23 protein-coding genes are annotated in these 25,946 nt (G+C 37.4%); 16 read left to right on the top strand and 7 right to left on the bottom strand.

From position 1 onward, the window contains the following. Positions 1–92: 92 nt before the first annotated feature. Positions 93–1,094 (top strand): COX15/CtaA family protein, encoded by a 1,002-nt coding sequence (locus J0M15_06180; GenBank protein ID MBN8536622.1) that lies wholly within the window; start codon positions 93–95, stop codon positions 1,092–1,094. Here J0M15_06180 and J0M15_06175 read toward each other — a convergent pair. Beyond that, a complete protein-coding gene (locus J0M15_06175) occupies positions 1,032–1,931 on the bottom strand; it encodes a glycosyltransferase family 2 protein (GenBank protein MBN8536621.1) in 900 nt (299 codons plus the stop codon). The genes J0M15_06180 and J0M15_06175 overlap by 63 nt on opposite strands. A gap of 74 nt (positions 1,932–2,005) precedes the next feature. On the opposite strand from J0M15_06175, the gene J0M15_06170 reads away from it, so the two are divergent. The 5 genes from J0M15_06170 to J0M15_06150 all read left to right on the top strand — a co-directional run bounded on the left by J0M15_06170 (position 2,006) and on the right by J0M15_06150 (position 5,211). Continuing rightward, positions 2,006–2,656 (top strand): hypothetical protein, encoded by a 651-nt coding sequence (locus tag J0M15_06170; GenBank protein ID MBN8536620.1) that lies wholly within the window; start codon positions 2,006–2,008, stop codon positions 2,654–2,656. Then, a complete protein-coding gene (locus tag J0M15_06165; GenBank protein MBN8536619.1) occupies positions 2,646–3,134 on the top strand; it encodes a TlpA family protein disulfide reductase in 489 nt (162 codons plus the stop codon). Before J0M15_06170 ends, J0M15_06165 begins: the two co-directional genes overlap by 11 nt. 254 nt (positions 3,135–3,388) lie before the next feature. After that, the gene (locus J0M15_06160; GenBank protein ID MBN8536618.1) at positions 3,389–4,426 is read left to right on the top strand and encodes a DUF21 domain-containing protein; all 1,038 of its coding nucleotides are present in this window, start codon (positions 3,389–3,391) and stop codon (positions 4,424–4,426) included. A 39-nt stretch (positions 4,427–4,465) separates the two neighbouring features. Next, positions 4,466–4,867, top strand: coding sequence for a HEPN domain-containing protein (locus J0M15_06155; GenBank protein ID MBN8536617.1), 402 nt, complete (start codon positions 4,466–4,468; stop codon positions 4,865–4,867). Further along, positions 4,864–5,211 carry a nucleotidyltransferase domain-containing protein gene (locus J0M15_06150; GenBank protein MBN8536616.1) on the top strand — a complete coding sequence of 116 codons (348 nt, stop codon included), beginning with the start codon at positions 4,864–4,866 and terminating at the stop codon, positions 5,209–5,211. The genes J0M15_06155 and J0M15_06150 overlap by 4 nt, the downstream gene beginning before the upstream one ends. Positions 5,212–5,339: 128 nt before the next feature. Here the strand turns inward: J0M15_06150 and J0M15_06145 are convergent, their stop codons facing one another. Beyond that, the gene (locus J0M15_06145) at positions 5,340–6,272 is read right to left on the bottom strand and encodes a hypothetical protein (GenBank protein MBN8536615.1); all 933 of its coding nucleotides are present in this window, start codon (positions 6,270–6,272) and stop codon (positions 5,340–5,342) included. 54 nt (positions 6,273–6,326) lie between these two features. Here J0M15_06145 and J0M15_06140 point away from each other — a divergent pair, with 54 nt between their 5' ends. Beyond that, positions 6,327–6,725, top strand: a complete 399-nt coding sequence (locus tag J0M15_06140) for a (2Fe-2S)-binding protein (protein ID MBN8536614.1) — start codon at positions 6,327–6,329, stop codon at positions 6,723–6,725. A 70-nt stretch (positions 6,726–6,795) separates the two neighbouring features. Here J0M15_06140 and J0M15_06135 read toward each other — a convergent pair whose 3' ends face one another. Continuing rightward, positions 6,796–7,923 carry a hypothetical protein gene (locus J0M15_06135; GenBank protein ID MBN8536613.1) on the bottom strand — a complete coding sequence of 376 codons (1,128 nt, stop codon included), beginning with the start codon at positions 7,921–7,923 and terminating at the stop codon, positions 6,796–6,798. Next, positions 7,920–8,537, bottom strand: a complete 618-nt coding sequence (locus tag J0M15_06130) for a cob(I)yrinic acid a,c-diamide adenosyltransferase (protein ID MBN8536612.1) — start codon at positions 8,535–8,537, stop codon at positions 7,920–7,922. The genes J0M15_06135 and J0M15_06130 overlap by 4 nt, the downstream gene beginning before the upstream one ends. Before the next feature lie 29 nt (positions 8,538–8,566). On the opposite strand from J0M15_06130, the gene J0M15_06125 reads away from it, so the two are divergent. The 3 genes from J0M15_06125 to ccsA all read left to right on the top strand — a co-directional run bounded on the left by J0M15_06125 (position 8,567) and on the right by ccsA (position 12,454). After that, positions 8,567–9,364, top strand: coding sequence for an N-formylglutamate amidohydrolase (locus J0M15_06125; GenBank protein MBN8536611.1), 798 nt, complete (start codon positions 8,567–8,569; stop codon positions 9,362–9,364). A gap of 64 nt (positions 9,365–9,428) precedes the next feature. Further along, a complete protein-coding gene (locus tag J0M15_06120) occupies positions 9,429–10,805 on the top strand; it encodes a cytochrome c biogenesis protein ResB (protein MBN8536610.1) in 1,377 nt (458 codons plus the stop codon). Next, complete coding sequence (gene ccsA, locus J0M15_06115; protein MBN8536609.1) at positions 10,802–12,454, top strand: cytochrome c biogenesis protein CcsA; 1,653 nt, start codon at positions 10,802–10,804, stop codon at positions 12,452–12,454. Before J0M15_06120 ends, ccsA begins: the two co-directional genes overlap by 4 nt. Positions 12,455–12,561: 107 nt before the next feature. Here ccsA and J0M15_06110 read toward each other — a convergent pair whose 3' ends face one another. The 3 genes from J0M15_06110 to J0M15_06100 all read right to left on the bottom strand — a co-directional run bounded on the left by J0M15_06110 (position 12,562) and on the right by J0M15_06100 (position 17,818). Beyond that, entirely contained in the window at positions 12,562–13,227 is a 666-nt protein-coding gene (locus J0M15_06110; protein ID MBN8536608.1) for a hypothetical protein, read from the bottom strand. Between the two features lie 193 nt (positions 13,228–13,420). Next, a complete protein-coding gene (locus J0M15_06105; protein ID MBN8536607.1) occupies positions 13,421–15,205 on the bottom strand; it encodes a hypothetical protein in 1,785 nt (594 codons plus the stop codon). Between the two features lie 276 nt (positions 15,206–15,481). After that, positions 15,482–17,818, bottom strand: coding sequence for a hypothetical protein (locus tag J0M15_06100; GenBank protein MBN8536606.1), 2,337 nt, complete (start codon positions 17,816–17,818; stop codon positions 15,482–15,484). 586 nt (positions 17,819–18,404) lie between these two features. Between J0M15_06100 and J0M15_06095 the strand changes: the two genes are divergently transcribed. The 6 genes from J0M15_06095 to J0M15_06070 are packed head-to-tail and all read left to right on the top strand — an operon-like array spanning position 18,405 to position 25,837. After that, positions 18,405–18,968 carry a cytochrome c3 family protein gene (locus tag J0M15_06095; protein ID MBN8536605.1) on the top strand — a complete coding sequence of 188 codons (564 nt, stop codon included), beginning with the start codon at positions 18,405–18,407 and terminating at the stop codon, positions 18,966–18,968. Between the two features lie 21 nt (positions 18,969–18,989). Continuing rightward, a complete protein-coding gene (locus J0M15_06090) occupies positions 18,990–22,172 on the top strand; it encodes a TAT-variant-translocated molybdopterin oxidoreductase (GenBank protein MBN8536604.1) in 3,183 nt (1,060 codons plus the stop codon). After that, positions 22,169–23,545, top strand: coding sequence for a polysulfide reductase NrfD (nrfD, locus tag J0M15_06085; GenBank protein MBN8536603.1), 1,377 nt, complete (start codon positions 22,169–22,171; stop codon positions 23,543–23,545). The genes J0M15_06090 and nrfD overlap by 4 nt, the downstream gene beginning before the upstream one ends. Next, positions 23,545–24,069, top strand: a complete 525-nt coding sequence (locus J0M15_06080) for a DUF3341 domain-containing protein (protein MBN8536602.1) — start codon at positions 23,545–23,547, stop codon at positions 24,067–24,069. Before nrfD ends, J0M15_06080 begins: the two co-directional genes overlap by 1 nt. A gap of 2 nt (positions 24,070–24,071) precedes the next feature. Beyond that, positions 24,072–24,629 (top strand): cytochrome c, encoded by a 558-nt coding sequence (locus J0M15_06075; protein ID MBN8536601.1) that lies wholly within the window; start codon positions 24,072–24,074, stop codon positions 24,627–24,629. 8 nt (positions 24,630–24,637) lie between these two features. Beyond that, entirely contained in the window at positions 24,638–25,837 is a 1,200-nt protein-coding gene (locus J0M15_06070; protein ID MBN8536600.1) for a molybdopterin oxidoreductase, read from the top strand. The last annotated feature ends 109 nt before the right edge of the window (positions 25,838–25,946 follow it).

Genomic DNA, 25,946 nt, shown 5'->3' with positions numbered 1-25,946 from the left:
GTAGATTTTTAGTCACCGGAATAGGGTAAAAACTTCAAATCGCGGTTACTGACTTCTATGGTTTTGTTTGAATTTTAGGAAAGGAACGGCAAGTGTCTCTTAACGAAAAAATTTATTCACGGTTAAATCAAGTTTCCATGGGATTGATACTTTATACCTTGTTAGTTATTTTATGGGGAGCCTGGGTGAGGATTTCCCATTCGGGTGATGGCTGCGGAGATACTTGGCCCTTGTGCCAGGGAAAGCTGATCCCTCAGGAGGCTGTGCAAAAAACTTGGGTAGAATACAGCCATCGATTTACAAGTGGTCTCTATGGGGTTTTGGTCGTCGGTATCTATTTTTGGATTAAAAGAAATTTTTCCAGTCGCACCGAGGTGATATTTAAGAGCTCCTCTTTGAAGTGGGCCCGCCTCGTGTTGCTTTTCATGATCACGGAAGCTTTATTAGGAGCGAAGTTAGTTTTATTTCATTTAGTTAACCAAAATGACTCTGTTTGGAGACTTGTCGCGATGTCTCTTCATCAATTGAATAGTTTTTTATTAGTCGCCTTTACAGTCAGATTGTATTGTTCTTCACTAGAGTGGGGGTTAGAGGGAGGCAAATCAGAAATTACTTTCAAAGGAAAAATAAAAAATCTAAGGTTTCCTTTGCCTTTGTATTTTATACTTTTTTTGGCGATGACCGGTGCCTGGGCCGCTTTATCAACAACCTTGTTTCCATCGATAAGTTTGCTGGAGGGCTTATTAAAAGATTTTTCTGCAGATTCTCATTATCTGCTTAAAATCAGAGTGACACATCCTATTTTAGGAATTCTTTTAGGAAGTTCCATGGCGATTTTCTTTTATAAAAAATCACAGCATTACTTTTCTCTTTCAACTCAGAGTAGGCTTCATTATTTGTTATATAAAACTTCATTTCTGACCTCCATGGCAATAACTTTAGCAATCGTTATTGGGATAATCACTCTGTTGACTTTATCACCTCTGGCTTTAAAGATCCTTCATTTAACTTGGGCGCATCTTCTTTGGGCATTATTTATTTGTTACTATCATTTTAAAGGCCTGGAAGAGAGCCTTCAAATACAACAGAAATAGGGATAGTTTCTTATATTTGAAATCCCGAAAAAATCGTTTTGGGATTTCAGAAATAATACTTGCAATTAATGATAATTTTTCAAACAGTGAAGCGTATTTCCAAGAAATGATGAGGCGATTTCTTTGAAATAAATAAGTTGAATAGTAGGTATCTTTGTGACAGGTTTTCCCTACTTTATGTAGAACCTTTAGTTCTGGGAATGTCTCTAGGATAAGACCTTTTTGTTGCAATTTTAATGAAAAATCCACATCTTCCCAATAGGTTCCTAAGCGAGCATCAAAGCCACCCACTTTTTCAAATGTTTCTTTATCAATTAAGAACGCGGTGCCTGGAACATAAAGCAAATCGTTATGAAATGAAAATGTATTTCTTCTTTGGTTTTTATCTTTTGGTTTTAATTTCTGGAAAGTGGGATCATCTTTAATATGGTAGAGGTGTCCGTTGGAAAGAGTAAGACCTCCACCGAGAGAGTCTACTTTTCTATTTCGTTTCATGAAAATCAGAGGAGCATAAAGACCTTTATTTCTTGGCAAGTGGGATGGAAGCTGATCGAGTAAGGTATCATTTGTCAAAAATAGGACCCAATCTTCCATTAAAAAGGCCATTTTAAGACCATAGTTCGCGCCACCTGAATACCCTTGGTTTTGTTCTAAAATAAAATGTTGAACTTGTGGTAAGCTAAATTGATTTTTTAATTGAAGAATTTGCTTTTTATCGCTTCCATTATGGACTAAATAAATTCTAGCAGTTGAACACAAATTTAAAACGGAATGAAGGCATTCAGAGGTATGTTGTAGGTGATTAAAAGACAAAATAACAAATCCAAAACGACTCATAATATTAAAATAGTCAGTGCGAACATTAAAATAGTAGTGCTAACATTTATTTTTGTAGAGAGGCAAGGTAAAATTTGAACGTCATTATTCCTGCCGCTGGATATGGAACAAGAATGGGTTCGCCAGAAGCTAAGGAATTACTTATAAATCCTTATACAGGAAAACCCTTTATCGAATTTTCTTTTTCTCAGGCTCGGATGTTAGATGCTCCCATTGTACTAATTATCAGGGAAGAAAAAAAGGCACTTAAGAATTGGGCTATTGATTATTGTAGGCAGAACTTTCTTTCTTTGGAAATTTTAGAAATTTCTCCTTCTTCAGAGTGGCCAGAGACCGTATTAAGATCAGAGTCTTTATGGGGAGATAAAAACATTTTGTTGCTGCCAGATACAGATTGGAAACCAGCGCCTTTATTAAAGGACATTTCAGAAAAGATAAGAATTCCATCGATGGAAGTTGTTTATGGTGTGTTTAAAACTAGAAAATTAAATTGGGGATTTGTAAATACGAACAATGGTCTTTCCTTATGTGAAAAGCCAATTCACTTTTTACACGATTATGAAGCCTGGGGAATAATTGCCTTTACTAAGGAAGCAGGGAATGCTTTATTTAAGGCTCATTTAGAGTCTACTTTTGATCATCGTATTAAAACCTTAAATCTTAAAGCTCAAAAGATAGACATATTGGAATTCAATGATCGAACGAGGGGGACAAGTGATTCATAGATTTTTACCAGGAATAGTTCTCATTTTAATTTTTTCTTTTTTTCAATTAGGCTTCGCAGAAACAAAGACTATGAAAAAGGATATTTTATCTTTAGAAAGTATCGGACAGTCATCGATGGATATGAATAAGAATTATGAACTTATCGTTGTTGATTTTTGGGCAAGTTGGTGTGATCCCTGTAAAGAAAGTTTCCCGTTCTATGAGAAATTAATTAAAGAAAAAAAAGATAAAAATATTTTGTTTATTTCAATTAATTTGGATGATGAAAAAGAACCAGCTTTAAAATTCTTGAAAGAATTTCCAACAACTTTTCCTTCCTATTGGGATAAATCGAAAATATTTATGAAAAAGCTGAATTTTGATTTCATACCCTACATGGCTATTTTTAATGGTAAGTGGGAATTAGTCGATAGCATCAAAGGATTTAACTCCAAAACAAGGAAAAAAGTTAAAACACTGGTAGAAAAAATAAAGTAGTAAAGAGGGTGAAATTGTAAGCAAGGGTTTGCAATTCTCAATGAATTTCAATAATATTGTTTAAAGGCGTGAGCAGACCGCGTGTAAGTTCTGAGAAATTTAAATTTATTATATAACTTTGAGTGATTGAAAGAGATCATTTAATTTTTCGCTTCTGTTTGTATTCTTATGTATCTATTTTGTTGGGCATTTTTAAAGAGCATTGCGTAATAGATATGATTCACATCAAAGTCTTGATTTAATTTAGATCATCTATGGTTGAAATTATTATTATTCTTATCTGTATTTTATTAAATGCCTTACTGGCTTTGGTTGAGATGGCTTTTGTGAGTGTTTCTAAGTCAGAACTTAAAAGTTTATCAAAAAACAATCCCATGGCTTTAAAATTATTGAAATTTCGCGAGAAACCGGAACAGACACTTTCAGTTTTGCAAATTGGGATCACGGTTGTTGGGGGAATATCTGCTGCTGTTGGTGGAATTGGTGCTGATGACAAGATTTCGCCTTATATTCAAAATATGGGGCTTTCAGAGTCTATTGCAAAGTTTGTAGCTGTTGTTTTAGTAGTCGTGCCATTAACATATATCAATACCGTGATTGGTGAACTTGTTCCCAAAACCTTAGCCTTGAGGTTTCCAATGAAAATCTCTTTAAGATCGGTTTATGCTTTGAACGTGGCTCAACGATTTCTTTCTCCTTTTGTCGAAGTGCTAGAAAAATCAACTCAAATTTGTTTAAAACTTTTTTCATTTCTTCCAAAAAGTTCAAGCCAAAATTCTGAAAATGCAGAGTCTTTGAATATTTCTTATCTATCAAACACTCATCAACAATATGTGATCAATTTAGTTCATATTGAAACTAAGAAAATGCGCGAAATCATGTTGCCTTGGGATCAGGTGAATGTGATTTATTCTTCTAGTAATTTAAATGAAGTTTTATCTATGGTTATAAAAAGTGGTCATACAAGATTGCCGGTCATTTCAGATAACGAAGTTGTAGGTATTTTGCATTCAAAAGAGTTTATAACCTTTATTTCTTCCGGTGATGAAAACTGGAAAAATATCATAAGACCAATTTTAAAGGTGGGGCCAAACGAGGGGATATTAAAGACTCTTCGATTGATGCAGGAAAAGAAAAGTCATATGGCAATGGTTCTGAGCGGTGATGAAAAGCTAGGAATTGTCACCTTGGAAGATATTTTTGAAGAAATAATTGGTGATATTTATGATGAAGATGATGATGGAATGCTCAGAAAAGTACTGAGTCAGCGGATCTTTAAAATGAAAAAATAAGTTTTGATCTAGATCTTTTAGTAGGTTACCATCCAAATAATGGGACCAAATGAAAAAATCTTTAAGAAGGATTATTCAAAAGAATTATTGCTGATTGCTGAAAATGACTTGATTACCAGTAAACTATTAAGTCAGAGCAAAGAAGTTCGAAAAGAAACGGTTCTGTTTCATATTGAACAAGTTGTTGAGAAAAGTTTAAAAGCAGTCCTTTGTTATAAAGGAAGGCCAATTCCGTTTACTCATGATTTGTATTCTTTGATACAAAGATTTGATTCTACAGAGATGCCTCCTGGTGGCTATTCACTTCATGATTTAACTCCCTTTGCTACCATAAAAAGATATGAAGAGGGGAATTACATCATAGATGAAAATGATGTGGTGAATGCTCTTTCTGCTGCTGAAAACGTATTAAAATGGGCTCGGCAGGAAATGATTGAATGAGGAACTTGGGACGTCTTAAGTTACCAAAAATTTCAATTGAAGAAAAACAAAAATTAATTTCAACGACTGTTAATTTTATTAAAAATGAGACAACACCAATAAAAACGATTGTTTTTGGATCCATTTTAAAAGAAAGTTTTGATGCACAGTCAGATATTGATGTGGTGGCCATTTATAAGACTCCACAAGAGGCAGATTTAGCAAGACGAAAGTTATATAATATCCCTCGGCCAACGATAATTCATCCCATCGAAATACTTTGTGTTGATGAACAAACATTTAATAAAAAATCTCAAATTGGTGGTATCTATGCCGTTGCAAAGGAAGAGGGTAAAGAGTATTAGAGCCAGGGGTTACGCCTATGCCTCAACTCTTCGTTCTCGTCGGTAGGACTCCCTGCGACTTGGCTTTGCCAAGCCTCTGTCGCCGCCCTCCTGCGGCCTCGATTTGACGCATAGGCGTAACCCCTGTTTTAGAGCGTGTTTGAAAAAATAAGTTTTGCGATGTTAACGCCATAGTTTTTTTCAATTCCCTCAAATCCTGGACTTACATTGATTTCTAAAAACTTTGCCCCTTCATTGGTTTGGATCATGTCAATACCAGCGTAACAAAGACCAGAAAGCTTGAAAATATTTTTACATTGATTGATCTCTGAGGAGCTCAGTTGAAAGGCTTTTGCAGTAGCTCCCAAAGAGAGATTACTTCTAAAATCATTTGGATTTGTTCTTTGGATGGTAAAAATCTGATCTTGAATCAGGAAAGTTCTGTAATCAACTCCATAGCATTCAGGATGGTATTTTTGTAGGATAAGGTAGTCTGCATTTTGAGAATAGGTTTCTAGTTCTGACGGAGTTTTAATTAAATGAACATTTTTTCCCTTCAAGCCATAGGGGTGCTTGAGAACAAAGGGTTCAGATCCCCGGGACGCTTTAAATTCAATGGGTTTGGAATTGTTTTTACTATGAATAAATAAATTTTGAATTTTTCCATATAATAACGAAATATTATTTTTTTTGATCTCGTCTATAGTTTCAAGTTGGCTATTGAGTATTTCATTTGTAGAAAAAGAAAGAGTATAGGTTTCAGGAAACGGTATTTGTTCTTTTGACCATATTTTATAGGTAGTCATTTTATTTCGGTATTTCGTAAAGCTTAAAATGTTGTTGATATAGTTCAGATCAAACTGTTGTAAATGAGAGATGGTTTCGTGATAACGGAAATCGCCAATTCTTAAAATATGAGGAATCTGAGAATATTTCTTGGAATGTTCTAAAGTGATTTCAAAGGGAGAAAGAATTTTTATTTTTAAATTATTCTTATTGCCCTCTGCAATAAATCGGGTATTTGAATATAAACTAGGTAACCAAGAAATCACGACTATATCAAGGTCTAGAGGTTGTTTCATTTAACATTCCTTGTGTTATACTGCGAGACTATGAGCATAGAACAATTAGGCAATATGACTATTAATATCCCGGGCCGGGATTTTATTCAAATTGAAAAAAAAGATGATAAAACACATGTTGTATTTAAGGCTTGTCATGAATTTACGGCGTTAATGAATTTATTTAAAAAAAATTTTGGTGTGGACATTTCAACTTGGCCAATCCCTAAGGGAAATAATCATTCTGAAATCTTAATTCGAGAAATGATTCTTAAGCTTCAAGGAAAATGGGATTATCCCTATAAGGATGAAGAGCTTTGTCATTGCCGTCATGTCAGCACGCAAACCATCGATGAGGCAATTCTTAACGGGGCCCATTCGAGTGATTTAGTTTCCCTTTGGACAGGAAGTTCCACAGCCTGTGGAACATGTAAGCCTGACGTAGAGAAAATAATAAATTACCGGCTTGTATAGGACCTTTTGGGGACAGGCTCTTGAAAATTTCTGAGAGGTTGTTCGAAAAGTTTTTTCAATTACGTTTTCACTAAATGATCCGAGTGGTTTCAATATCAGCAAAACCGTCATATTTAGGGTGAAGAAAATCGGGTGTTTGTTCGTTAGGTAAAACAGGACAGAATAATCCGTAGGTTTGTTCTGCGGATATCCAACCCCGTGGGGCTTTTAATTGGATATTCTTTTGATCCCGAAAAAAAAGTAAAAATTCATTTTCTTTAGACTCGTGATAGGCACTGGTCATTAAACTTGAAAAAACATCAGGATGATCGACTCGGATATAATTTAGCAATCTAAAGTTTAAAGAAGATTCAATTTTGATACGATGGTAAGGCTTTGTTAAGGTTCGGGACCACCCAAGGAGATGGGCGAATTTTAAAAATTGTCTGAAGTTATGGGCCCGAAAGGAATATCTTAAGGGAATAAAATCCTGTATTCCTGCGGAAGACCAACTTGAAAGGGTTCCCACAATATTGTCTTTTCGATCATAGGCAATAATAAAATCATTCCAATCAAAGCCAATCCAGCGATCTAATTTTTCAAGTAATAAATCCTTGCTAACCGCCGAATGAAAGGAATAATTTTGAGAAGATTTTACAAGATATTCTAAAAGGGCATCTTGATTTTTCTCGTTGCCTCTGCGGATTTTAAGTTGAGGCCAAGTTTGGCGAGCCCAAGGATAAAATCCATGGGCACTAACAAGCTGAAACTTACGATAGAGATGGTATTTAGGTAGGGCTCTTTTTTGCGATCTAGGACGAATAAAAGTATTGAGTGGTTTTTCTTCGGAAAGATTCAGGGTCGAGAAAAAGTGTTCTACTTTGAATATTTTTTTAATCTCTTCAAAAACAAATTGGGTGTGTTCGGCCCAGCCAAGGATAGCCATACGGTCATGGGCAATTCTTAAGTCTCTGGCCCAGGCTATGGTGGTTAATTTTCCTTCAATGACTACATGATCAATGATAAAGCTCACCACGCCCATGATTCTATTTGAGGATCTAAGAATATAGGTCAAGTATTGATCTGACTGAAGTCCATAGTATTTAAAGAAATCCTGACTTCGATCTAATCGCAAATGGATAAGACCGTCTAGTGGAAAGCTACGATAGAACTCTAAAAGCTCTTCATTGTTTTGGGGTTGGGCAACTTCTAAATTCATTTTGTTTTATCCCAAAGAGCGTCTTCTATATTTTCATTCCAATTATTCCACCGAGCCAAAACAAAGAAGAGATCACTCAAGCGGTTTAAATAAATCAAAGACTTATGAATTAATTCTGCATGGGGTGCAGATGAAAAAATTTCGGCAGTTCTTCTTTCTGAGCGTCGACAAAAAGTGCGAGCCACATGGTAATAATTAGAAAAAAGCCCTCCTGAGGGTAGAATAAACTGTTTTAACTCAGGCAGGGGGGAATCATATTTATCAATTTCCATTTCAAGAAATTGAATTTGAGAATCCGTAAGCTGGGGGAGGTTTTTTTGAATTTGTAGATCCTCACAGGCTAACAAACTTCCAATGCAGAATAAATGATTTTGAATTTTCTCAAGAAGTATATCCTGTTGCTTTGGACCCTCTGGAAATCGAAGATTTGAAGTTTTTGGTAGGGATTTTAAGTGAAAGCGCAAAAGCCCTAATTGAGAATTTAGCTCATCAATGGTTCCATAGGCTTCAACACGAACGTTGAATTTTTCAACGCAGGATCCGCTGACCAAAAAAGTTTTGCCTTGGTCCCCTTTCTTTGTGTATATTCTTGATTTTTTAAATTCCTCAGACATGATGTTGTTATTGTCTCAAGGAGGTTGAGTTGAGTCAAAAACCTTTTTTTGTAACTATCCCACATTCGGGTGAAAAAATCCCAGCCCCTGCGGAGTGGTTGCAAAACCTTTCGGAAGAGATTTTGATGAGGGATGTAGATCGCTATGTGGATCGGTTGTATTTACCAATATTGGAAAAATTAAAAATCCCACACATCACCACCGAATGGCATCGCTATGCCGTTGATTTAAATCGGCTGCCAGAGGATGTGGATCAATCAACAGTTGTTGAAGCAAGCCTAGCCAAAGGTCACGAACGAGGCTTTCATTGGTCGGTAACGACTTTAAATGAAAAAATTTTGCCCGCACCTATGAAAAAATCAGTTCATGAAGATTTAAGAAAAATTGTTTATGATCCTTTTCACTTAAAGGTTGAAGGATGTTATCATCAACTTCGAAAGGAATTGAACGTTCATACCATTTATCAAATGGACTTGCATTCGATGCCATCTCTTGGAACCAAAATGCACTTAGACCCTGGAGAGCTGCGGGCCGATGTGGTAGTGAGTGACTGTGAACAAAAAAGTTGTCATTCAAAATTTCGAGATTTAGTAATTGCTGCCTATGCCATTTCTGGTTTTAAAGTCGGCTATAACTGGCCCTACAAGGGAGGGCGCCTTTCTCAGCATTATGGAAGACCTGAAAAAGGTCAGCAAGTTATTCAGGTCGAATTGAATCGAAAATTGTATATGGATGAGGTGAGTAAAAAAACAATAGATAATTTTGCTCTCGTAAAAGAAAAACTAGCAAGAGCCATCGAATATGTTTTTCATAATTTACCAGTTTGATTTATTAAAGTAACTACTTGATTTATTATAGTAACCACGCCAGTTTGGGGGAGAAAATCTGTCAATGAATTTTCAAAAAATATTAAAATTTCTTGCCTCCATTAAGTTGGCGGTATTAGTCATAGCTTCGATCGCTATTATCACGGCTGTAGGTACTTTTGTGGAAGCTAAATTTGATGCCACAGCTGCGAAGAAACTAGTCTATGATTCGGTTTATATGAATATTATCATGACGGTCTTTGCCATTAATTTAACGGCGGTTATGGTGGATCGTTGGCCTTGGAAAATTCGTCATATACCTTTTATTTTTGCACATATTGGAATTTTAACCCTCATGTTGGGGCAGCTAATGACTTCTAAATTAGGAATAGACGGTTCGATGCGTGTGGAAATTGGAGGTGATGCGCGTTTAATTCAGCTTCCGCAAACGGATCTCATTTTGTATTCCTCTTATGACGGAAATAACTATACTAAAATTTTAGAAAAAGAAGTGGATTTTTTTCGTGAGCCGCCGACACCTGAAAAACCAGAAGTTATTTTGCCAGAACAGGTCAATATTAAATTAAAAGATTATTATCGCTATGCTTTAGCGAGCAAAGAAATTACGGCTTCCGAAAATAAAAAATTGGGAGCAGGTGTTCGTATTCAAATTTCAAACGGAAAAGCTAACTTTATAGAATGGTTAGTGCAAAGAAGCCCTCATAGTAAAGCCTTGGTGGATTTAGGCCCTTTAAAAGTTCATTTGGGTCCTTTGCCATATGCAGGAATAGGTCAAAATGAAATTTATCTCAAACCTGAAGAAAATGGTAAGATTAAGTATGTGTTTTACGCTAAAGAATCAGTAGATCCTAAACAAGAAGGCTTCATTGAAGAAGGAAAGTCAGTTCCCACAGGTTGGATGGGATTAGAATTGCGAATTTTAAGATATTTTCCTCAAGCTGAAGAGAATTGGAAAATTGAAAAAAAAGATTTCCCGACGCCTTTGACCACCGAAGCTCTTCAGGTAGAGTATCAAGGGAAGAGCCAATGGATACTGTTAAATGACACGATGAAGTTTTTTTCAGATACAGCCGTTTATTTTTTAACCTATGCTAATAGAAGATTGGATATTGGGTTTAATCTTCAATTAGATAATTTTGTTGTTGATAAATATGAAGGGACCTCTAGAGCCATGGCCTATAAATCCCATGTGGTGATTCCAGGGAAGGGTGATTTTGAAATTTCAATGAATGAACCTTTGAAGCATATGGGATTAACTATTTACCAGGCGAGCTTTCAAGATGGTCCTATGGGGAAGCCCGTTGCTTCTATATTTTCAATTAACAAAGATCCTGGGAGATGGTTAAAATATTTGGGCTCGTTGATTATGACCCTCGGTATAGTTTTGCTTTTCTATTTTAAGAAAATGGGTATTGGCCAAAAAAAAGGAGCTTCAAAATGAGTCAGATCAGATTACTAGTTCTCTTCGTTTTTATATTAACTTCATTTTCGCAAGCTCTGGCTTTGAAAGATGGCGAAGCGCTAAGAGCCTTGCCTGTACAGTCGGATGGACGCCTGAAACCTTTTGATAGCTTTGCCAGAGAAATGCTGGAGCTTGTTTATGGTAAGCAAAAATATGAAGGTCGGGATGCTTACGAGATAATCCTTACATGGATGTTGGCTCCTCAGGCTTGGGCTTCGAAAGAGCTATTTGAAGTTCGAAATCATGAAGTTCTAAAAAATCTGGGAATGGATTTGACAAAAAGATACTTCAAAGGAGATGAACTTTTTTCAAATGCCAAATTTAATGATTTAAGGGCCGATCTAAATATCAAACGGGAATCAAAAGAAAAATTAAATCCCTATTTTCAGGCGCTCCAAAGATTAGAGAATCAGTTTTTTATTTTTAGTGAAATCGCCTCTGGTCGGATGATCAAAATGGTTCCACCTAAAGAAGGTAAGGATTGGCTTCCGGTGTCCCAACTTGACGGCGAGTTGCAGGCTCAGTTTTTAGAATTAAGTAAAGCCTTTATTTCGGTGATTTCTTATGGGGTTTCCAATAACACAGAAGGCACGGATTCTTTAGAGGTTAAAAAAATAAAATTAGATACTCAAGTAGCAAAGTTCAAAGAGATCGCAAAACAAAATAATCCGACCCTTTATCCTGATCCGTTTCGCATTGATGCTGAAATTCATTATAATTTATTTCATCCTTTTCGATGGGCCTATATATTTTATATCATAGGAGCCCTTTTGGTTTTGTTCTCTTGGATTACCAGTAATGAAAGGGCAATGACCCTAGCCTGGCTTGTTTTAGGCTGTGGTTTTTTTCTGCATATATATGGATTTGGATTAAGATCTTACCTGATGGGAAGAGCTCCTGTTACGAACATGTATGAAACCGTTGTTTGGGTTTCTTGGGGAAGTCTTTTATTCGCTGGGATTTTAGAAAAGATCTACAAATTTAAATTTACCTTGCTCGCTGGCTCCATTGTTGCTGGTTTTGGAATGATTATTGCGGATTCAACCCCAGTTGTTTTAGATCCAGCGCTGCAGCCATTAGAGCCAGTCTTAAGAAGTAATTATTGGCTGACCATTCATGTGATGACCATCACCATTAGCTATTCTGCTTTTTTCTTAGCTTTTGCTTTGGGGGATATAGGATTGATTTATTTTTTGAAAGGTGAAAAGAAAAATCATGATAAAATTAAAGCCATAGTGATGGCCACATACAAAGCCATACAAATTGGAGTTGTTTTTTTAGCTCCAGGAATTATTTTAGGAGGCATTTGGGCCGATTATTCTTGGGGGCGATTTTGGGGTTGGGATCCTAAGGAAACCTGGGCTCTGATTGCTTTATTGGGTTATATTCTCGTACTCCATGCAAGATTGGTTGGATGGATCAAGGATTTTGGAATGGTCGTCAGTGGCGTAATTACTTTTTCTTTGGTCATTATGGCCTGGTACGGAGTGAATTTTGTTTTGGGGGCAGGACTTCATTCCTACGGTTTTGGAGCAGGTGGGGTCGAATATGTCGCTGGCTTTGTGATGGCCCATATCCTTTTAGTCATTTATGTAACGGTATTAAGAAAAAACAGACTCGAGAGTTAATATCCGAATATTCTCATTTTGAGAACTCTGCCAAAGACCCCTAAATTCATAGAGGTCTTTGGCTAAATTTCTTCAATATGGAAATATTTAGTAAGCTTTAAAAACCTTTAGTAAGCTCTGAATTTTAAGACAACAGTTTCTACGGCATAACCAGAGCTAGAAAGTTTAACTCGTACACTATTTGATCCATAGTCAATCATCGATCTTGGTACAGTAAAGCTAGAATTTGAACTATTTAAATTGTAAGTTCTTGATTCACCATTGGCGCTAATAGTTATAGAGTCACAGGTATAAGTTGATATACCTTTGAGTTTTAAATTAGCCTGCCCATTTTGAACGTCAAATTTAGCTGATCCGCCACAACGAGGAAGGTAAACCCAGTCCTCATCTGTTAATACAGGAGTATGGTGACTATTGTTTTTCACAAGAGTCATGGTGTCTTTTGTTTTTCCTGACTTTGATGTGATTTCTACATTTGTTGTATTGTAGCCTGATACCAAGTTAATATTAATTCTAGCGCTTCTATCTCCTGCGTAATTTTCTTCAGAAGTAAAAGTTTGACCATTGACAACCACTCGTGAGCAATTGTTATTTCCAAAAACGCTAAGAGTTAAAGTGTTACGTTGTGCTGAAACCGTGGCAAAGCCCTCGCATTCGCTAAGAGTGATTCTTTTGTAATTATCGTAAGTCATATCGAATCTGCCAAGATAATCTGCTTTGGCAAGTGTCGAAATAGCAACAAGTGCTAAAAGTGATTTAAATAAAGTATTCATAAAGTCCTTTCGTTAGACAACCTGTAACAAATAAATGTGATTAAAATAAATAAATGTGTTTAGGTTGTGGGTTGTTGTTTTTCTTAAAGTAGAAAGGGTTTACCAGACTTCAGAATCTTTGCAGCTGTTAAGGTTTAGACAGTAAAAAATGCTCTGAAAAAAATACTTGGAATTAGGAGATTGATGACGTGAACTAGTTACAAACATTTCCGTAAAGATCTTGTTTCTCCCAGCAGAGTTGTTTGATGTCCGAAGAGGTCATGACCTTGGAATAAACCAAAGTACTAAAAATATCGCCCTTAAAATATCTATCTGATTTTCCCGATTTGCCAAAACGGAGAGGAGTGTCCCATTTGTTGCGTTGTAATCGAACAAGCCCACCGGTGTCGGAGCCCATGAATATGCCATCTTTATAAATCTCTGCTTTGGGAGGGGTCGCATCCAGATCCACGGTTACAGTGATCATTTGGGGTTGGGATAAACTTACATCAAAGGGGACGACTACATTTAGCACATCTGGGCTCTCTGATTTTAAAACATCTCCCATATGAAATGCCAAGACAGTTTTGTAGGTGTAGTCAGTTGTTTGTAGGGGAGAACAAGGGAAGGCTTGTCCAAGTAAACAAACATTACCAATAGATAAGCTCATTTCCTGGCGCGGGGTTGCTAAGGTATAGCCAAAACCATTTCCTTCGTGGTTTCCCTCCCAGAAGAGATGGGAAATATGGGTATAGAATCCACTGTCTGAAGTCGGTTTTACCCAAACAGAAATAGTAAATTTATTCGTTGATGATAAATCTTCTGCGCTGGCAAAAAAGGTGGCTGTCCCATTAAAATTAAGAGGCGCTGAAAATATTTCTGCCAAAAATTGATCGGTGTAAAAATTACTTGGAAGGGGTGTGGATGGAGCCAAGAAATTAAATTTGATGGAGCTTGAGATGCAGGCTGATTCATTTCCAGCATTATCTTTAAATTTGACTGAAACGAAAAGACTTGTCCCTGAAGCCGGAATAGGCCCAGTTGAAGAGAAAATTTCCCACTGAGTTACAAAAGTCGAATAGGCCTGCCAACTGCCGCCGGCAAGGCAGCTAGGATCGTTGGAGAGGTACATATAATCTGCATTTTTTGCTGATAAGGCGAGGTCCACTTTGTTACTTCCGGTATATTTTGAATTGTTATTGATAATCAGGGAGAGATCAAAGGGGTTTTGTGTATCTTTTTGTAAGGTAAAGAAAAATGGCGGAGCTTTGTTCGAATAAAAGCTTTCTTGAGAGACACTCAAATAGACAAGACCATCGGCCAAACTAGTTAAGTCCATGGGGATTAAAAATTCCTCTTTGCTGCAAGTAAAAGAGTCTTGAATAGAAAGTGCTGGGTTATCTAAATTTGCAGCCGAGAAGCTTGCTGAAACCTTAATGTCATTATTTCCTGAACAAGATCCCTTGATGGTAATATGATCGCGGAAATAAGAGCCACTCGAAGGGGAAAAAACCACGGGTGTTTGGGGATAATTATCGTTCGTTATTTTAATTTCTATAGGGCTCGGTGAGAACTGGATGCTATCGTTTTCATCCGAGAGCGTTATATTAATTTTAAATGATTCAGCATAGGGAAGTTGCGATTTGATTTTAAATGGCAATACCAGTTTATTGCTTGAAGCTTTTAGGACCATTTCTGTATTTAAATTTTCGAAAATATCATTCACTTGAAAGCTGGTTGTTGGAGAGGTTTGAGATCCCTCCACCAAAATATTCAACTTCAATTTGGTATCAATTCCGATAGTATCAGTACTTAAATAGCTGAGTTCAAAATTATTACCAGATAGATACAGACTCTCGGAGCTAGTTTTATTTTCTGCAGAAAAAAGGTACTTCATTTGGTCGTAATTATTAGAAGACCAAGAGACTTCATTTGGCGTGCAACCACTCAAACTTAAAGAAGCAGTAATAGCAGTAAGGATGGCGAGACTAAATTTCATCTCACTAAAATCGGTATCTTTGGAAGGACCTTTAGACCAAGGGCTTGGCTCATTATGAGATCGCTAAAAGATGAGACGCTTGTCAGAGATAAATCTGAGATAAATTGACTTTCTTAAAGCCAATTTAATCGTCTCTCTGAGGTAAATTCATTTTTATAAATAGAAAAAAATATTTCTTTTTTAAGGAAATATTTTTCTTGGTTTCAGAATAACTGCTCGCTCCGAAGGTGATTAATTGTTTAAGAGGCTCTTTTGTTTAAGTTGATTAGCTATGTTTTATTTAAATATAGCTTCTAAAATCGTACTTTGAACAATTTCTTCCTTGGTTAATGTATTGCCAATTACAGAAGAACAATCTTTATTTCCATTGAACTTCATATAATTACATACAACTATGGCAGCTGCCTTTTCAGTTGAATTTGCAGCAATGGAACTATCGTCAACAGTTTGGTTTTCATCGAATGCACCAATAAAATAATTTTTGTAAGAATACGATTTGGATGGATCGACAATGAAAAAAAGTTGGGTTGAGTTATTGCAGTTATCTGCTATCCATGGTGTTCCGCCTCGTTCATCTTCTTTGCTGATATTCCCTCCATCTGTTGTGACACTTATAAAAGCAGGACCCATTTTTAGTGCTGACTTAATGATTTTTCCCAACAAGACCCCGGCCACGAAATCTCTTCCATCACCAGTACTTCGAGTTCCATCATGATAGTCAAACCCGCCCATATGGAGCCCAATTGGACCTGCATTATGATTGAGGGAATTGTAGACTATTGTTCTAAACACGCTTTCAGAAGAGCCAATAATCGATGGTGTGCTAGGAATATTCCAAATTGAAGAAAAAGTAGAATCGTCAGATGGATTAAAATGCTGATTTGCTTCTTTACCCTGAAGAAAATTGAGAACATTTTCCACAATGGTGGGTTTTTTCGGTTCTATCACAGCAAAGTCTTGACCAACGCCAGTATGGGAGTCTATAGTCCCAAGGTTGCCAATGTAGGTTCCTCTGAGGCCTGCTTTTTGAATCATTCCTGAAGCATCCAGCTTGTTAGTGTGTGTATCGCATTTACTCTTGTTTGCAATAGAAAAAACCTTCACCTGATCGAAGTTCGAATATTCAACCTCCGATCTGATTCCTTTCAATATGCCGCTTTCGTTTTCCGGAACGAAGAATGATCCTCCATACCATGGAGCTCCAAAAGCCTCACTAATCAAAATGGAACTTGAAAGACCCATTCCCATTTTAGAGTAAGACCTGAGCAGTTTCTTATTTGCATTGAGAGGTATTACATTGCTAGAAAGCGCTGCTCCTCCCGAAAGATTTAAGGTAATGAAAGGAATATTTTTTTCCTGAAGAAAGAATGGGTGGCTTACTTTTTCTGAAACATTTCCTGCATTATCTATTGCTTTTACAAAAAATCTATTTTCACCTGGGTGAAGGTTAGAAAATAATGTAGTCCCATCAAAGGGACTGGTGCAGGGAGAAAATGGGCCCTCTGAAGCTGATCCACATTCATAGCTTTTGATCCCACTTCCATTTACATCTGATCCATTAAATTGAAAACTCAGCTGCTGAAGCAATGAGTCTTTGGTATCAATGACAAGGGTAGGGGCAGTTGCATCAAAAATCCACTGGTAGTTTAGCGGTTCAGAAGCGAAACCATCATCGGTAACACCTCTTACAGAGAAGAGATGGCTGCCCTGTGAAGGAATATTGATGCTGACCGGACTTACGCAAGTTTGAAATTCGGCGGAATCTAACTTGCACTCAAAGGAAGTTATAGCATTGCCTATAGAGGTCGAGCTAAAACTAAAAATAGCATTCGCAGCATTTGAAAATCCTTCGGGATGCTGTGTGAGTTCTATCCAAGGTGCTTGCAGATTTACTGTGAATGAAAACTGAGCCAGGTCCGACGTATTACCGGCTTTGTCAGAAACATTGACCTTAAAAGTCTGTACCCCAGGACTCAAACCAGACAAAATAATCTCGCCATCCTGACCACAATTAGGCAGGGCAGTTTCATTAAGTAGACAAGACACTTGATGAATGCCGCTTAGTTCCTCTTGAATGACGTAAAGAAATTTTACTTTGTTACGACCAGCGATAGATTGCGGTGTCAAACTAAACGCAATTTTTGGCTTCTTTAAGTCTACCATCCATTGATAAATGAGAACCGAAGATTCGGTGCCACTTTTGGAAATTGCTTTAAATTGAACTTGATGATTACCATGGGGAAGGTCATTTAATTGTAAAGATTCTGTTGTTGAGGACCATTTACCATCATCAAGTTTATACAATAACTCATTCACAATTTCTTGCCTTTCTTCACTCACGGTAAGTTCAAAGAAAGCGTCAGAAGTATTCGTAGCCAAATCCGGCTGAGATTTGAGTTTAAGAACAGTTTCGTTAATATTAAATGTCTTTGGTGGGGCAGCAACTTCATTTTGAGCGGTGGGACTCGCTGTAGGTCCCGGAACAGGAATAGGTGATGGATCCTGCTGGGAGGTAGTAAAGGAGGAGGAGCAGTTCTGAAACCCCAAAGGTAAAAATAACATAAATAAAAAGGCTAAAAATATTTTTCCAATAAGGACAACTCGTGGATTCATGCTTATTTCTCCTGTCAATAGATCTGTCGGCGATAGTAAACAAAAACTTAATCAAAATGTTTCCATAAAAGTTACAGCATAAAAAGATTTTCTTAGTATAATTGGTGAGTACAAATTTTTCAAACCTTTGAAGTTTTCGTATCAATAATAGGATCCCTTTTTGAGATTTTCATCACAAATTACCCAGTATCTTTGGGAGGAACTTGAGACCAAGGGCTTGGCTCATTATGAGATCGCTAAAAGATGAGACGCTTGTCAGAGGTAAATCTGAGATAAACTGACTTTCTTAAAGCCAATTTAATCGCCTCTCTGAGGTGAATTCATTTTTATAAATAGAAAAAAATATTTCTTTTTTAAGGAAATATTTTTCTTGGCTTCAGAATAACTGCTCGCTCTATGGGCAGTTAGGAAGCAAGGACTTATTTTTAGTTGGTTTGTAAAAAGAATCTTGCAAATTTTTAAGTTTCGGATTTTAAATTAAACGATAATAAAAATTTTGATTTAACCTTGGTCGCAGGTCTCAAACTAAAACCGAAGTTGATCTTAAAACTGTACTTAAACTATTAACAAAGTTATAGGGTTTTTCATGTTTTCAAAAAAAGCTGTATTTCCTAGAGCCATCAAGGGTTGGAAGAAACCTTTGATTCTTTTTATTTGTACTTCTGTGATCTTTATTTTGACCTTATCAGGTTGTAAGTTCCAGCCAAGTCTTGGATACAATAAAGGGTATTCCCCAGAGCAGCCCATCCCTTTTTCCCATGAACTTCATGTGGGAAAACATGGCATGCAATGTCAATATTGTCACAATCAAGTCGAGCGTTCTAAGCACGCCAATATTCCTAGTTTGCAGACCTGCATGAATTGTCATTTACAGGTGAAGACAGATTCTCCTTTTATTCAAAAATTGCGTGATGCCTATGATAATGGAAAATCCATCGAGTGGGTGAAAGTTCACATGCTTCCCGATCATGTTCAGTTTAATCACTCGGCACACTTAAGCAAGGGTGTGAACTGTCAAACCTGCCATGGACCTATCGAAACCATGAGTCGTGTGGCTCAGCATGCTGATCTGTCAATGGGTTGGTGTGTGAATTGTCATCGCCAGCCAGAGAATAAAGCCTCACTTAATTGTACCACTTGCCATCATTAAGAAGATTAAGGAAATAAGATTATGTCTGAAAATCATATTGAAGAAACTGCGAAAAATTCTAAGAAGCCTGTGATTGAGACCGATAATAATTATTGGCTCAGTTTAGAAAATTATTATCAAGATCCTGAAATGAAAAAGTTAGCAGAGACAGAATTTTTATCCTCACCCTTGCGAGAAGATAAAGAAGAGCCCTGGGCACGTCGTGAATTTTTGAAACTCATGGGCGCCTCATTGGCATTAAGTGCTGCAAGTTGCGTGCGACGGCCCGTGCAAAAGATTATTCCTTATAGCAAACAACCTGAAGAAATAACCCTGGGTGTTCCCAATTACTATACCTCTGCCTATTACGATGGTCAGGAAGTATTGGGGGTTTTAGTTAAAACCAGAGAAGGGCGTCCTATAAAATTAGAGGGTTTGAGTTCTTATCCTCTGAATGAAGGTGGGACTTCTGTTCGGGCTCAGGCAAGTATTTTGTCCTTGTATGATCCAGATAGATTAACTTCGCCTAAAAAGAATTTATTTAATGAGAGTAGAACAAATAAGGACACCATTTCGATAAAGTGGGAAGACGCAGATAAGGCTATTGTCTCTGAATTAAAAAAAGGTGAAGTGGTTTTGCTAACTGGGAACGAAGCCTCACCTTCAACAAAAGCTCTCATAAAGGATTTTTCTGAAGCTTTCAAGGTAAAGCATGTATCTTGGGAACCCTTAAGTTATGAGGATATAAAGCTTGGCCAAGCGAAGTGTTATAAGTCTTCGCTTGTTCCCTTTTATCGTTTTGATAAGGCAAAAATGATAGTGTCTGTGGACGCCGATTTCCTTGGGACTTGGTTGATGCCAACTGTATTTACAAAGCAATTTTCTAAAACAAGAAAAGACCTTGCTAAAATGTCCAGATTGGTCACTTTTGATTCCAATTATTCACTAACAGGAGCCAACAGTGATATCCGTATTCGCATCAAGCCGTCCCAGCAGCTGCAGGTAGTGGTGGCGTTGATTCATGAAATCCTCGTGGTTCAAGAAAAGTCATTCTATGCAGGAAATGCTGCAGGAAATGCAAAGGTTAAGAATTGGATTTCTCAATTTAGTTCCTCTGAGGGTTCTTCTTCGGGTTCTCTGACCCAGGGATTGGCTGTAGAGCCAGCGTTAATTAAAGAGATTGCTAAGGATCTTTGGGATAACAAGGGTGAAAGTTTAGTTGTTGCCGGAGGAATTTCAGCCCACTCCAGGCAATCCTTGGAATTGCAAGTAGCTGTTAATTTTTTAAATTCCCTATTGGAAAATGAGGGAAAAACTATTTTATCTAAACCTGCTGTTTTGACGACCCAGTCTTCCTACACAGAAATGTTGGATTTGATCCAAGAGATGAAAGCTAAAAAAGTAAAAACGATGATTATTCATCGATCTAACCCCGCGTTTGCTTTGTCTGAAAAGTCTGAATTTATATCGGCGCTGAAAAATGTGGGATTAGTGGTTTATATCGGCGATAAAATGGATGAGATGGCTCAGCATTCCCAAATCGTTCTGCCGGAAAACCATGCCTTGGAAACCTGGGGAGATTTTGAGGCGGTGAGTGGATTGTATTCGATTCAGCAACCCACTCTTCGCCCTATGTATGACACTCAGTCCTTTCAATTAACCTTAATGAACTGGGCCTTTCAAGCCAAGCAAGGGCCAAAGAGAATTCAAGAATTTGAAACGTTCTATGATTATTTAAGAAATTTTTGGAAGACCGAGCTCTATCCTGTTTTGGGCAAGGGAAAAACTTTTCAAGGATTCTGGGAAGAAGCACTTCAAAAGGGGAGCCTTGGAGAGATTGAAGGAAAAAGCTCTTCCAGAAGTTTTGAATTAGAGGCTTTGTCTTTAGTTCAAAAATCAAGTCTGCAGGCATCTTCGGTTGAATCAAGCTCTGCTTCTTATGAAATGGTTTTTTACCCAACAGTTCAGATTGGGGATGGGTTGAATTCCAACATTTCTTGGTTGCATGAGCTCCCGGATCCCATCACTAAAATTGTATGGGATAACTATGTGTCGGTGTCCCTTGCGACAGCCATAAAATTAAATGCCAAAGAAGGTCAAATCCTGGAATTAAATGTTCAAGGTGAAAAGATGGAGTTGCCACTTCATATTCAACCAGGACTTCACGATGAGGTGCTTGCTGTGGCCATAGGTTATGGACGAACTCATGGTGGAGAAGTCACTAATCATGTTGGAAAAAATACTTATCAATTAGCAAAATTTGAAAAGAATGCTATTTTATTAACAGGCTCTAGAGTTGAAGCGAAAGTAACGAATAAAAAGTATGTTCTTGCGCAAACTCAAACCCATCATTCTATGGAAGGCCGACAGATAGTTGTCGAGGCGACGCTTAAAGAATATCAAGAAAAAAAGTCTCATTTAATTCATAAACACCCCATTTGGTCCATTTGGTCAGGGCATCAGTACAATGGACACAAGTGGGGAATGGCAATAGATTTGAATTCTTGTACAGGCTGCTCAGCCTGCATGGTGGCTTGTCAGTCGGAAAATAATATTCCTGTTGTTGGAAAAAAATACGTGATTGAAGGTCGTGAAATGCACTGGATCCGTATCGATCGGTATTTTACAGGCACTCCTGAAAATGCTGAGGTGGTGTTCCAGCCAGTCATGTGTCAGCACTGTGATAATGCCCCTTGTGAAACTGTTTGCCCCGTGTTGGCAACGGTTCACTCTTCAGAGGGTTTAAATGAAATGGTTTATAACCGCTGTGTGGGAACTAGATATTGTTCCAACAACTGTCCCTACAAGGTTCGAAGATTTAATTGGTTTGCATGGACTAAAAAAATCGAGAAGCCCCTTCATTTGGCTCTCAATCCTGATGTCACGGTTCGCGTGCGAGGGGTTATGGAAAAATGTACCTTCTGCGTACAACGAATTAAAGAGGGTAAGAATAAAGCTAAATTAGAAAAAAGAGTTTTGAAAGATGGTGAGATTAAAACAGCTTGCCAAACTTCTTGTCCTACGAAGGCCATTGTTTTTGGAGATATGAATAATCCGGAATCTCAGGTTTCAAAACTGTTTAAGAATGATCGGTCCTACGCTCTTCTTGAGGAGTGGCATGCGGCTCCATCGGTGAGGTACATGGCTAAAATTCGAAACAATGGCAAGGATGCAAAAGTATTAAATAAAACTAAGCCTGAAAGTGATAAAGGTGGACATGTATGATTAAAAGAAATCAGCTGATTTTAGGAAATAAAAATCTCAAAGATATCACCGATGATATTTGTGCACCTGTTGAGAAGCTTCCAGGAAAAGGTTGGGTGGCTTTGTTCCTAAGTGCTAAAAGTTTATTGATTTGTTATCTTTTTGTTTTGGGTTTTGTGATGGCAAATGGGATGGGACTTTTGGGGGTCAATCATCCTAATGCGTGGGGAACGATGATTATCACCTTCGTTTTCTGGATCGGTATTGGCCACGCGGGAACTTTGATATCAGCTATCTTGTTTCTATTTCGCCAAAAGTGGAGAACTTCAGTAGCCAGAACTGCCGAGGCGATGACGGTTTTTGCGGTGATGACAGCAGGTCTATTTCCCTTGCTTCATACCGGAAGGCCTTGGCTTGATTTTTGGTTATTTCCTTATCCTAATCAACGTGGTCCTTTGTGGGTGAATTTCAGATCGCCCTTGCTTTGGGATGTTTTTGCAGTATCTACTTATGCCACTGTTTCAATTATCTTTTGGTATGTGGGGTTAGTTCCCGACTTTGCAACCATCAAAGACAGAGCAAAGAATAAAGCCAGAAAATTGATTTATGGGATTTTGTCCCTTGGGTGGAGAGGAACAGCTAGAAATTGGAGTCACTATGAAATGCTCTATTTAATTTTAGCAGGCTTGTCGACACCCTTGGTGTTATCAGTTCACACGATCGTTTCTTTTGACTTTGCTGTCGCTGGTTTACCTGGATGGCATACTACTATTTTTCCTCCTTACTTTGTAGCGGGTGCGATTTTTTCTGGATTTGCCATGGTGGTAACTTTAATGACTTTGGTACGAATTGGATTCCCTCAGTTTAAAGATTACATCACCATTGATCATATGGAAGTCATGAATAAAATAATCATGTCTACGGGGTTAATGGTGGGCTATGCCTATGCGACAGAATTTTTTATCGCCTGGTATTCTGGAAATCCCTATGAACGCTATGTTTTTATGAACCGAGCCGGCTTGCCTGGAACTTCAGGTGATTATGCTTGGTCCTACTGGATTATGGTTTGTTGTAATGTGGTTATTCCGCAAATTTTTTGGATGAAGTGGGCGCGACGAAGTATTCCCGTGATGTTTGTTATCAGTATTTTCGTTAATATTGGAATGTGGTTTGAACGTTTTGTGATCACGATCACTTCGCTTCACAATGATTTCCTGCCATCTAATTGGGGAAACTATGCTTGGAGTATTTGGGATGCCGGAGTTTTGGTCGGAAGTTTTGGAATGTTCTTAACTTTATTTTTACTCTATTTACGATTATTCCCAGCTATTTCCATCGCAGAGATCAAGCCCATGTTAAATGTGGGTCGAGATGATCAAAAAGGAGGTCACTAATGGCAAAAACAGTATCTGGAATTGCGGCCATTTTTGAAGAGGAAAATTTGGTTTTATCCGCTGCTAGAAAGTCGCGAGACATGGGCATGACTAAATTTGATGCCATTTCCCCTTATCCTATTCATGGAATGGAAGAGGCTTGTGGAATTAAAAGATCCCCCATTCCTTACATGACTTTTGGTGCTGGGATCACGGGTTTATTAGTAGGTCTTTTTGTAACTTGGTACACTTCGGTTGCGGATTGGCCGATCAATGTGGGTGGAAAACCTTTGTTTTCTTTGCCTGCATTCATTCCCATCTTGTTTGAGTTAACTGTTTTGTTTGCAGCTTTGTGTTCAGTGGCAGGTTTGTTTTATTATAGTGGAATTCCAAGAATAGATCCACCCACGATAGATCCCGATTTAACTTCCCATAAATTTGCGATTTTCGTTCCTGAAAATGAAGCTGGGTATAATGTGCAAAAATTAGAAACTTTCTATAAGGGGCTTGGAGCTAGTGAAGTTAAGAAAGTGATGGAGTATTAATCATGTTTATAAAATTAGGTTTATTCCCAATAATTTTATTTTTAGTTTCTTGTAATATCGACAAGTCCGTACCTAATATTGAATTAGTTCAAGACATGATGGAATCTCCTGGAGTTAAGCCACAGGAGTCGGATCCCACAGCACCCAATGGGATCGGGCTGCGAGAGCCCGTCAAAGGAACGATTCCTGTGGGTTTTATTTCTGAAAACTTGACAGATTTAGCGATAGTTGAAAAAGAAATTAAGAATCCTTTAGTTGGAGACATGTCTAAAGATGTATTGATGACTGGAAATAAATTTTATGTGACAAACTGTGCCCTTTGTCATGGACAAAAAGGTGAAGGGGCTGTCGAAGCTAAAAGCAGTATTGGTGAATTCATGGCTTTAAAACCTCCGGCTATCAATAACGAGAAAATTTCTTCTTGGACTGATGCTCATATTTATTTTGTTATTTCTAAGGGGCAGGGGTTAATGGGAGCTTATGATCATCACATTCCACAGAAATACAGATGGCAAGTTGTTAACTATATAAGGCATTTACAAAAAGAAGCAAAAAAATAGGAAAAAATATGGCAAATTTTGAACATCATGAACTTGAAGTAAAACCCTTTCAAACATCACCAAAACTAAAAATCTTAATTATCGCTCTTTTAGGGATAGGATTACTCACTTTTGCTTTGGGTCTATTCTTGAATCAAGAAAGAGCCTGGACTTCCTATTTGGTTTCCTTTTTCTACTTTTCTTGTTTGGGTTTGGGAGGCCTATTTTTTGCGTCCATTCAGCATATCACTAAAGCGGGGTGGTCCTCTTCCATTAGAAGATATGCAGAGGCGATGACTTCCTTTGTTCCTTTTATCCTTATCGGTGGGATAGTTTTAATTTTTGGAGCTAAGTCTATTTTTCCTTGGACCCAATCAGAGGTCATTCACTCTTCTCCATTGTTGGAGGCTAAAACAGCTTACTTAAATATTCCATTTTTAGCAGTGAGGATCCTTGTTTTTGCTTTGGGTTGGTTGGGATTCAAATGGTTTATTGTTGGGAATTCTTTGAATCAAGATCAGTCTGGAGATCCCAAATTAACTTTGAAAAACGTAGGCTTATCCATTGCTTTCGTTTTATTTTTTGCTTTGACCTTTACTTTATTCAGCATGGACTTGCTCATGTCCCTGTCACCAACATGGTATTCAACTATATTTGGTATTTATTGTTTTTCGGGATTGTTTCAAAGTACTTTTGCAGTTCTCACTTTGATTCTTATTTTTTTGAAAAGATCAGGATTTGTAAAGGGCTATGTTAATGTCGAACACCAGCACGATATTGTAAAATTTATGAAAGGTTTTACGGTTTTTTGGGCCTATATTGCCTTTTCACAGTTTATGTTGATTTGGTACGCCAATATCCCAGAAGAAACAGAATATTATATTCTAAGATCTCAGAACGGATGGTTGGTTATTTCTTTCCTATTATTAATTTTTAGATTTGTGGTTCCTTTTATTGCTCTCTTACCTCGAGGGCTCAAAAGAAATGAGAATCATGTTATTGCTGTTTCTATCTTAATTCTCATGATGCAGTATTTAGACATTTACTGGATGGTTTACCCTAACTTTAATGAGGGCTTAATTCAGTTTGGTTTTTGGGAAGTTGGTGTCTTTGCTGGTTTTGCAGGTTTATTTTTATTTGGTCTAACCACCTTTTTTAAGAAATTTTCATTGGTACCGTTAAAAGATCCAAGACTTCACGAGGCTATTCATCATCATGTGACTTATTAGATCTAAAATTTTAGATTTTAACGCTCATTTTAAGTCTAATCTGCGCTTTGAGTCACAATTTTTGTGAATTTTTATTGGTGGAATATATTTTTATGTTAATTAAGAATGA

This window comes from Deltaproteobacteria bacterium (assembly GCA_017302835.1).
GTDB lineage: Bacteria > Bdellovibrionota > Bdellovibrionia > Bdellovibrionales > Bdellovibrionaceae > UBA2316.
This window is presented reverse-complemented; position numbering and strand designations above follow the sequence as displayed.